Here is a 9,951-nt window from a genome sequence, read left to right as displayed (position 1 = left end):
CATCTACACAGGTAGATGACCCTATTTGCTAAAATTTGCTTCGGAATTCGGGTTCGTGTACTATCTTACCAAGTCGTGTAGACAGTAAAGGTAACCCGTAGAAAGGATTATCATGGACGATACGACTACAAGTCTTGTTCTGGGCATTATGGGTATTCTGGGAGTCTTTCTTCTTATTGTCTTAGTACTTGCGGCACTCGTCATCATCGCCATGTGGAAGATTTTTACCAAGGCGGGAAAGCCAGGCTGGTCTGCAATTGTTCCTTACTACAACAGCTATATTCTGGGCAAAATTGCCAACTCTGATGACAAAATTACCATTGCATTGGTTGCGGTGACTGTAGCCGACACCCTTATAAGCAAGGCCATTACCCCAAATAGCTCTTCTTTGATAATTGCCACTGCAGGGCTACTTTCGCTATCAATCCTTGTGCTTTGGATTATCACAATGGTACATCTAGCGGCAGCATTTGGCGAAGGCGTTGGGTTTGCCGTTGGCATTATTTTGCTGCCATTTATCTTCTTACCGATTTTAGCGTTTGGTGACTACAGCTATCAGTGCCCGCAGCCATGCACACCCTATGGTGCAACACCCAGTGATCCTTTTGATTCTATGAAGTAATCGTTTTCGTACTGCTCCGTTGCACTGATCCACTGCTCCGCAGATGGTTCAAGCTTCGGTCTGTCCTTCCACAAAATCGCAGGTCAGCATTTATGAAAACCCGAAGAATGAACCGTCTTTGTTAATGGATGCCGAAACGTGAACCATCTGCGCAAGGGGCCACAGGAACGTGAACCATCTGCATTTGCGAATGCGGCAGAAGGAGAAAGCGTAAATCACCTGTTAAGCAGGGCAAGAACCGCGCGCTTTGCTTCCAAAAAAGCAGAAGTGAGCTCAAAGTCAACGCCACTCGGCCCTGTCTCGCGCTGTACCAAAACCTCACCCACAATATGACTTGGTTTTCCTGCAGATGGATTTCCCCCCAGTACATACACTTTACTTGCCACGGCAACTGCTTCATCTACATCATGAGTAATCATCAGCGATGCCACGCCAAGCTCCCGACTTGCCGACACAAACCATTCGCGTAGGTCTTTGCGGGTAATTGCATCGAGTGCCGAAAACGGCTCGTCCAACAACATCACATCATTGCCCATCAGGTACGTACGCAAAAAAGCAGCGCGCTGGCGCATGCCACCCGAAAGTTCCGATGGCCACTTATCCTCGGTATTAGCCAAACCAAAACGCCCCAGCAACGGTCGGGCCTGCTTGTGCGCCGCCGCTTTGCTCATACCTTTGAGCGTCAGCGGCAGGCACACGTTGTCCAACACCCGTTTGCTGGGGATAAGCAAATCTTTTTGAAACATGTAGCTCACATGACCTGGAGTGCCTGTCACATCTTTCCCATGAAGCAGAACTCGTCCCTCCATAGGTTGTGTAAGCCCAGCTAAAGCATGCAAAATCGTAGTTTTTCCACAGCCTGAACGCCCCGCCATGCAGACGGTTTCACCAGTACCCACCGTAATATTTACATCGGCTACAACAACGTGTGACCCGTCCCAAGACAAGCTCAGATGCTGCGCTTCCAGGGCAGGCGCCGTCATAATACCATCTGCAAAAACAGGAGCATTTTCAAAGGCTGCAGAACTCATAGTTATGCCTCGAGGTACTGAGCATCAAAGCCCGCATTTACATCAAGCTCTTTTTCTACCAACTGATTATCGTTGAGCCACTTATAAAAGCTGCTCCAACGAGCAGGATCAATAACGCCCCAGCTAGTAGCGTCAGCCGTATACTGGCCTGCAAGGAATTCTTGGCTCTTCTTTACCAAGTCAGCATCGAGCTCGGGTACCTGCTTGCACAAAATATCTGCTGCCTCATCTACATGGTCAACACAGAACTCATAGCCCTTCTTGACTGCACGCAAAAACGCCTTGGCAACGTCAGGGTTTTTCTTCATATAGTCAACGTTACCTGCAATAACAGGCGTGTAATAGTCAAAGGTCTCGTCAATTGAGATAAAGGAAAAGTAGTTCACATCGACTTTCTGCAGGGCAGCCTGCTGTACGGCCCAGCCTTCGTATACCCACACGGCGTCATACATCTTTGACTGAAGGCCCGCAACATCGTCGTTGGTGGTATAGGGTACCAAGGACACCTTGGACCAATCGCCTCCATCCTTTTCGACGATTTGCTTCATGGTAGCTTTCTCGATGGGCATCTCCCAGGTGGTGTACTTATGACCCTCCAACGCCTTGGGACGAGTAATGTCGTCTTCCTTGCGAGACATAATGCCTGAGGTGTTGTGCTGTACCATCGCGGCGATCGCCGTAATGCCTGTATTGCCTCCAGCAATATCGTTAGCAATATAGTCTTGATAGGACACACCAAACTGAGCCTGACCAGTACCAATCATTGCATCAGCGCCGTCTTCGGCAGGCTGCACAATCTCCACCTCAAGGCCCTCATCGGCAAAGTAACCTTTTGCAGCAGCAACATAAATGCCCGTGTGATTGGTGTTGGGTGTGTAATCTAGGCAAAAGGTCAGCTTTGTTGTTTTTTGAGCCGCACTAGAACCGCTTGCTGCATTTTCTTTTCCCGTATGAGCACCACAGGCGATAAGCGCTAAACTACCTGCCGCAGTTGCACTAGCAGCAAGAAAATTACGGCGAGAAATACCCTGAGAAAATTTGATTTGCTTCATTATTGGTCGTTCCTTTCTGCCTTAAGCCAAGGCATTACCAATCGCTGCATAAGATCAACAACCCTCATGAGCAGCAGCGACAAAGCTGAAATAAGAAGAATTACGGCGAACATTCGGTCATACGAAAATGACTTGCGGACACGAGTCATATAAACGCCAAGCCCCGCAAAACCACCGAGCCACTCAGCGATAACAGCACCGACGATGGCATATGTAGCACTAATACGTAATCCAGAGAAGAAAGACTCTAGTGCAGCAGGCAGCTTTGCATTGATAAACACTTGCATCCGCGAGGCACCCATCGTACGCATAAGTGCAATGAGAACAGGATCTACCGAGCGAAATCCTGCAACCAGCGACACCGTTATCGGAAAGAAGGTCGAAATAACAATGAGGATAACTTTTGGCGCAAGGCCATAGCCAAACCACAGCACTAACAGAGGAGCAATGGCAACCGTAGGCACCGTTTGGCTGATCGTTACCAGAGGATTGAGCGCAAGGGCTACCGTCTCAAAGCGATCCATCAGCACGGCAACCACAAAACCCAGCGCCACGCCGATGGCAAGACCCAAAGCCGCTTCTATTAGTGTCGTTATTGAGTGGCTAGCAAGCAGAGCAGCATCGTAGATGAGTGCTTGCACCACTTGGATGGGACTGGGCAACATAAAGCCTGGCACCCAACCCGCCGAGCAGGCGAGTTGCCAAAAGGCAAGCAAAGCAATGATGGCTATGCTAGGCACCACAAGACGCCGACGATGAGTTTTGCTTGAGAAACTAAACATGAGTTGACGATTACGCAGCGGATTTTTTGACCGCCGCAAACTCGGGGTCATCCGTGTGATATTTACCCACTTTGTGCTCAGTGGACATGACATCACCCGTGGGCTTGTAATCAATCTTGACATACGTCATTACATGCCCGCAGCCCGCAGCGGCACCTACCAGCTGGCATTGCTTGACGCACTCCATACACGCATCGTAATCGCCTTCGATGGCAGTCTCGAAGGGTCCAACAAAATAGTCCAGCCCTGTCGAGTCGATGTAGGCAATGACCGCGTCTACAATACGGCAAGTTTCTTCATCGCTGGTGGTATCCATGGGAAGATACTGAATTGCTACAGAGCAGTTCATCTGCTCTCCTTTCCGGCGCAGGAAAAGGGTCCCGCGCCATTGCGGGACCCCTCGTATGCGCTGGTCCCTACGCTGGCATTACCCAGATCAGGTCTACGGGTCAGGGTCGCACTGGATCCAATCTCAGCCGGCGTGCGCCAGCCCCCCTTTATAGACGTATGGTAGCACGCAGCCGACAACGAGCGGTGATGAGCTAGCGATTCTGTCCGATTTTGCACGAAAAAGCTCCACCGTTCACCTCGCGCCAAAAGGGTTCCTAATTCACTTTTGGCTTCACAAAAGCCCAGTTGATTTTTTGCTCAAACGGAAAAATGAACCCAATTGAGGCTGCACGAGGAAAAGTGAACCTTTTCCTTGATACCCAGGAAACTACTGCTCGACAAAGTAACGAACAACATGATCTGCAAGATGGGTCAGAGGATACTGTTGGAAGGACTGGCGACTGAAACGGTAACATGCGTGCACAATACCCTCAAGCGCTCTTCTACCTTGCACAGGAGCAGGAATGCATCGCCTCCATGCTCATAACCAGATCCGCCAAGCCGCCCAAGCTCATGAGAAAGGAGCCCAACGCCCTGGATGAGGAGACGCGCAAGAGACGCATGGGGGGATCCTCGACGGCATATCTCTCAATCATCGTACTAGATGAACGAGAGCAGCTGATGAAAACATGTTAAACGAAACCGTAACTAAGTCGGCATCAACTAGGGACAACTCCCCACTTGCCAACAGACCAGAGTGGATCAGCCTGGGGGACCTCCAGGCAGTCGGCGATGAGCCTGTACTGTCCCGTCAGCAGGTCGTGCGCATCTCGCGCATGAGCAGCTGTTCGCAAGTAATGCAGACACTGTCAAGCCCACGTTCTGCAGCCATCGGGCAGCAACTCCTTCTGGAGCAGGACATCGTCCACGATGAGCAACGTGATATATGCCGAGACAGTCATACGCCTCTCCTTGGACATAAATTGGACAGCCCTTTGAGATCGGGGGTCATCCCGAAGATGATTCGCTCTGTCTTGTTGCCGTCTAGCATGATCTTGCGAAGGTCCTGCTCATCAGGCATGAGCAGGACCTCCTCTATAAGGCATAAACCTTATATAAGGATGATAGCCGTATGTGTTGTGAGCAGTAATGGGTCCCGCCACCCATTTCGCGTGCGACAGGATAGAAGTTAATCGCTAGTCGACGAAGTTAGTCGAAAGGCTGCAAGCCGCGCCTGTATATCAACCACTTTCCATCAGAACCAAGCCTCGATTTGTCGGATATCATTTCGAGCTCTGTAAGCGCCTGAATAATACTACTGTCCGCTTCATCTCGCCCTAGCTTCTTTCCTGACTTGTCCAGCGCCTCCGCAAGGGCACCCCAATCACAAGCTGCCAGACAACGCTTCACCTCGAGCCGGGAGGGCTTTGATTGCCGCGCAATCTTAAGTTCTCTGACGAGTAACTCGCGTGTGCCAGACTTGTTTGGCTCCTCCTTAAGGACTTCGAGCAGCAAGGGCATTGACAATATGTAGGTTATCAACCCCCTCGTTCCTACGCCCCTGACAAGCTGATTAACAATCGCTTCCTTCAAGGTTGCTGATGAGGAATCATACATTCCGATGATTTCCTCACAGTCATTCTGATTGAAGTGGTTCCTGACAATTTCAGCATTGATTTTGTCGGGATAGCGGGAACTAACCTTGAGAACCCCACTAAGGCCCTCCATCAGTAACAGTCTATCGTCTTCAGGAATGGAATCCTCAGCAAGCAAGCCAACCGCTTCGTCCCGCTCAAAGAGGGAGGAGTCCGTCATGACCAGATCAATGTAGCTAGAGTAATCCCGCTTAGTGAAATCGTGAACGAGATCACCATAGTGGACACGAAGGAAGCATAGGTTGTCGGCGTTCATTTCGATGCAGTCAAGGTCAATCAAATTTAGCATGCGGTCATCGGGCACATTCTCTAGCCTAAACTCCGGGTAATGGGTCTTGGTCATGATGGCAATCAAGCTAAGCATTTGTGCGGATATGTTGGCTGCACTTGTTGCAGCGAAATCCGTCAAGGCGTTTTTTGAACCGAGGGCGACCCTGCACCCCTCACCATTGAGGTCATTAGGAAGGCCGTTCTCCTCGAGATAATCGACAATTATTTGGTCAACCGACTGCACTGTGTTGACGTAGCCAAGGACGTTTGCGGCGTTGCAGGCGGTCAGGTTGCATTCGATTGCCAACGTCTTCCTCTTGGCGTTTACCAGGTGTTCCAGGCTCTGCAGCTTCTCGCCGTGCTCCAGTTTTGCATATTCCTCAGCAAGCTCGTCATTGATACCATTACTCGACAGAATCCAAACAATGGCGGCCTCGCTGTCGTGCAGCTCACGCGAGGGATCGTCCGCTATTACCGTGCTCACAAACAGGGTGAGGTTCCGATTAACGGCCTCGAAGAAATCAGACCCAATCCTATCCTGCACGGCAGTGATTAGCTTGCCCAGTTCGAGAGGATTGTCGGCACCGTCGGCCTTGACTAAAAGGCCGTTCACGAGCGTGGCATCTGGCTCGAATAGCCCGCCACTGACCACGACCTCCAAGAGCATATCGTTTGCAGTTTCAAGGTTTATCTGCGATGGCCTATAGCCAATATGTCGAAGCGCAGCTACAAGGGCCGCGGCATCATCGACTGCCCTTACCTCGAGAAAGTCCGAGTAACGTGAAGCAAATGCGCCAAGTCCACTAGATAACTCATCATCGCAGGCAGCGTCATAGCAGTCTGCCATGTACCTGTGGCAGACATCGCGTCTGGTCTCCATCGGAAGCAGGGCATCATTGAGTAGGTCTAAGACTGTAATCTGTATGGTACGTTCAACCAATTCGAACACTTCGCATTTATACTGTTCGGAGCAGATGTATTCTGCAAGAAAACGGAAGTCAACATCAGTACCGATTCCTCTAACGAACGATTCTGTCTTTTCATCGTCTCGTTCTATCAGCCTGGAGAAGAGCATCCTGTTTCTAGCCCCTACTCTACCGAGAACCCGGTCGTCCAACCTGATAAGCACCGCATCTGGATTGTAAATCTTCCTTTCTTCATCGGCACCCTTACCCTGAAGGACAGCCACAACGAACTCAGCATCATCGGGGCCGATTAAGCCTGAATGCAGGTAGCTGGTATATCTCCTGTATGATTCGTCAATCATGCCAGATATCAGCAGAAACTTGACCAGAGGGTAATCAGGACTCGACATCATAGATGCAGCATTGCAATCCCTGAAGTCCTCCCGTCTTTTAAAATCCTGTTCCTTCAGCTCAAAGAATTTATCGACTGTTACTTCGTTACTATAGTCAAGAAGATCTGCTAGGCACATCCTGTTAAGATTAATAGCTAGCCGCTCAAGTTCCTGCTTTTCATGGCTAAGGACAAGAGATCTTCTCTGTTCAGAACCACTTGCCTCCTGAACTCGCAAAACATATTCACTGTTTTCAGCTTCAAGCCTCACCGCCAGTTGGTCAAGCTGACTCGCCGCCCGTTGGTTCTTTCGAATTGCCTTGATGACTTCCTTCATGGTCTGCTGGGTAGATTGACTGTTAAGGAAATTGCTAAGTGGGTATTCAGGACTACGAGCCCCGTACAGCAACGTCAGCTCATCGTTATTAAGTTGATTGAGGGATTTAATCTCTTTGAGCTCCTCATCAATCTCAACGATTCGCCTTTTGTTCACTTCCAAAAGCTCGCTTACCAGGATTCGCCTCTTCTCTAACAAAGTTGCGATACATCCACGTCCTATCTGCAAAAATTCGAAATCACCAGGGAACAACGCCTTGAATGCAATCATCGCAAGAAGTCGTCCGTACTCGTCTGAAGCAAGTCTTGTCTTGTTAGCTGGCAACACGGCAGTTGCGTAGTGCTGAAATTCATTTAAGATGTCGGTCAGTATTCTTGGATCATTAATGAAAAGGGCTAGCTGATACAAGAAGGTCTGGTCAATTTCGACACCCACGGATTTCAGACGCTGTATGAGTATGGATTCTGCATTACTGGGATCAACGAAAGGCACCACGGGGATGATAAAGTCGAAGAACTTAGTACGATCTCTCGCTTCCGAGAACAACCCATCTCTGATGAGATAGAAGAATCTTAACGGTGCCTTATTCTTTCGAGTGGCATTTGCCAACTCGTTTATCTCCCTGAGTTTCTCAAACAGGCCAACACTACCGAATCTGTCGAGGTCTTCAAAGACAACGACGTCCTTGTTTGAAGAATTGATGAGGTAGACGATGTCATCCATATACCTGTCAAGCGGCGTAGCTTTGTTGTCATTGCTGAGGTCGACCTCGAGATCCCCAAACTTGAGCTTTCTCAGGACCCCCGTAAGAGACTCTCGGCGAACCGCCTGGTAAACAAAGGAGAACAGGAGCAGCATCCATGCGACAGCGGAAATCATGACGCGAATAAACAGCCGCCCCGTAATCGCTGCCTTCCCGTACCACCTAAGCAACAGGATGGAAAGCACTGCGAACAGTACAATCGAGACCGCAAGAATAATGTCATGCAGGCCATCACTGTCCGAGGTCTTCTTGAACCTGGACTTTGGAGCATTATTTATATCGAGCTGATGGACAAGATGGGTTAGGATCTTCTCCTCGACTTGGCACGTCTCATCTCCATCAATGCCATCGTCTCCAGTCTCAACCTCATTGAAGTTGGCCAACGAAATATGAACGAAGTTGTGTCCTGCCGCTTGTTGGTTTTCTTCGTATGTCTTCATCACCGAGCTCTTACCAGCACCATACTGTCCGGAGAGTGCAATGTTCCTAATATCGGCATCGGAAAAGATGTATTCGAATTCATCGGAATAGGTAGAGAACTCCTCGGCACTCAATATCCTTGGCGTCAAAGAGCCGAACGCCTTTTGTTGCTTGTCTCCACCATCAGTCCATAGAGCCATTTTGCTCCCCAATACAACAAGCTGCGGCGGCCACCAGCTCGTAAACCTCGACTTCTCAAACATAGGTTACCCAAGTCTAAGCTTAGCAATCTGAGCAGACGCATTTGGACAGTGAGCAAGCTCACATATTCGTCCATATTCCGCCCCATGCTAGAGCCATACCCCAGACCCCACCCACAATACCTCACACAACTGCGGTCAAAGCCCCACGGAACCACAGAGCCCCACACAAATCGCCGTGCCGCGATTGGTGGAGGTTGCCGCAGAGCTTATGTGCCCTCCGCCTACCACGGGGCGCAAGCCCTCGATCTTCAAGAGTGACAAGCACGCGCAGGAAGCGCGGACCCGCCACCCGAGAGGAGAAGAGACTATGAGCAAGGCAGAGCGCGAGCAGACACGCGAGAGGGCACAGGAGCGCGCACGCAAGGCGCTCGACCGCCTCGGCAAGGACGTTGTTGCGCGACGTCTGGCAATCCGAACGATGGGAGTCATGGCTGCGGAGTCTCGCCAAGTTCTACGACTATTCCATGGGCAACACCCTGCTTATCGCCATGCAGATATCTGCCACCGCCCATGTGGCCAGCTTCCGCGTGGGCCACATCTTCGACGTCAGCCAGACCGAGAGCGAGCCCCTGCCGACCCTCGTCGACGAGGTCCCGCAGGGCGTGGACCGCTATGCCGCCGTACTCGGCGCCATCCGCTCCGTGAGCGCCTATCCCGTCGAGTTCGTCGCCGACCTATCCGAAGGCGCCAACGGATTCTTCCGCCGCGGCAAGCTCATCGCCATCCGCGAGGGCATGCCCGAGGGCCAGACCGTCAAGACCGCGCTGCACGAGCTGGCACACAGCCGCTTGCACGACGGGGACCCCGAGGGTATGCCCGACCGCGCCATGCGAGAAGTGCAGGCCGAGAGCGTCGCCTACGCCGCGAGCGCCGCGCTCGGGCTGGACACGAGCGGATACAGCTTCAGCTACGTGGCGAGCTGGGCGTCGGGCAAGAGCGACGAGGAGATGCGCCAGTGCCTGCAGGTGGTGCGCGATGCCACCAAGGCCATGGTTGAGGATCTGCAGACAGCCATGGAAGCATAGCGGTAGGAAGCAGGCGGACAGGGGCGGGCAGGGCGCTCGCCCCGGATTGGAGACGTCATGAACGCTGAAAAGGCAAGTGGGAAGGCCCCCGGATCCAAGCCATAA

Annotated in this window: 7 protein-coding genes; 2 read left to right on the top strand and 5 right to left on the bottom strand. The window is 51.3% G+C overall.

Translation table 11 applies throughout. The annotated features are described in order from the left end of the window. Positions 1 to 112 precede the first annotated feature (112 nt). Positions 113 to 622 (top strand): DUF5684 domain-containing protein, encoded by a 510-nt coding sequence (locus ACO5JD_RS05425; RefSeq protein ID WP_484988249.1) that lies wholly within the window; start codon positions 113 to 115, stop codon positions 620 to 622. A gap of 215 nt (positions 623 to 837) precedes the next feature. Here ACO5JD_RS05425 and ACO5JD_RS05420 read toward each other — a convergent pair whose 3' ends face one another. The 5 genes from ACO5JD_RS05420 to ACO5JD_RS05400 form a co-directional block, all read right to left on the bottom strand. Then, the gene (locus ACO5JD_RS05420; RefSeq protein WP_484988247.1) at positions 838 to 1,653 is read right to left on the bottom strand and encodes an ABC transporter ATP-binding protein; all 816 of its coding nucleotides are present in this window, start codon (positions 1,651 to 1,653) and stop codon (positions 838 to 840) included. 2 nt (positions 1,654 to 1,655) lie between these two features. Continuing rightward, entirely contained in the window at positions 1,656 to 2,705 is a 1,050-nt protein-coding gene (locus ACO5JD_RS05415; RefSeq protein ID WP_484988245.1) for an ABC transporter substrate-binding protein, read from the bottom strand. Beyond that, on the bottom strand, positions 2,705 to 3,487 hold the full coding sequence (locus ACO5JD_RS05410; RefSeq protein ID WP_484988243.1) for an ABC transporter permease: 783 nt from the start codon (positions 3,485 to 3,487) through the stop codon (positions 2,705 to 2,707). Before ACO5JD_RS05410 ends, ACO5JD_RS05415 begins: the two co-directional genes overlap by 1 nt. 10 nt (positions 3,488 to 3,497) lie before the next feature. Then, on the bottom strand, positions 3,498 to 3,836 hold the full coding sequence (locus tag ACO5JD_RS05405) for a thiamine-binding protein (protein ID WP_484988241.1): 339 nt from the start codon (positions 3,834 to 3,836) through the stop codon (positions 3,498 to 3,500). Positions 3,837 to 5,026: 1,190 nt separating this feature from the next. Then, positions 5,027 to 8,821 (bottom strand): YobI family P-loop NTPase, encoded by a 3,795-nt coding sequence (locus ACO5JD_RS05400; protein WP_484988239.1) that lies wholly within the window; start codon positions 8,819 to 8,821, stop codon positions 5,027 to 5,029. A gap of 464 nt (positions 8,822 to 9,285) precedes the next feature. Between ACO5JD_RS05400 and ACO5JD_RS05395 the strand changes: the two genes are divergently transcribed. Beyond that, positions 9,286 to 9,846 (top strand): hypothetical protein, encoded by a 561-nt coding sequence (locus ACO5JD_RS05395; RefSeq protein ID WP_484988237.1) that lies wholly within the window; start codon positions 9,286 to 9,288, stop codon positions 9,844 to 9,846. Positions 9,847 to 9,951: the final 105 nt, after the last annotated feature.

It is taken from the genome of Olegusella sp. (genome assembly GCF_057238325.1).
Note: the sequence above shows the minus strand (reverse complement) of the source record. Positions and strands in the feature narration are given on the sequence as shown.

Bases quoted from the DNA above. Each gene is read 5' to 3' on its own strand.
- ACO5JD_RS05425 (WP_484988249.1), top strand. From the start codon at position 113: ATGGACGATACGACTACAAGTCTTGTTCTGGGCATTATGGGTATTCTG.
- ACO5JD_RS05420 (WP_484988247.1), bottom strand. From the start codon at position 1,653: ATGAGTTCTGCAGCCTTTGAAAATGCTCCTGTTTTTGCAGATGGTATT.
- ACO5JD_RS05415 (WP_484988245.1), bottom strand. From the start codon at position 2,705: ATGAAGCAAATCAAATTTTCTCAGGGTATTTCTCGCCGTAATTTTCTT.
- ACO5JD_RS05410 (WP_484988243.1), bottom strand. From the start codon at position 3,487: ATGTTTAGTTTCTCAAGCAAAACTCATCGTCGGCGTCTTGTGGTGCCT.
- ACO5JD_RS05405 (WP_484988241.1), bottom strand. From the start codon at position 3,836: ATGAACTGCTCTGTAGCAATTCAGTATCTTCCCATGGATACCACCAGC.
- ACO5JD_RS05400 (WP_484988239.1), bottom strand. From the start codon at position 8,821: ATGTTTGAGAAGTCGAGGTTTACGAGCTGGTGGCCGCCGCAGCTTGTT.
- ACO5JD_RS05395 (WP_484988237.1), top strand. From the start codon at position 9,286: ATGGGCAACACCCTGCTTATCGCCATGCAGATATCTGCCACCGCCCAT.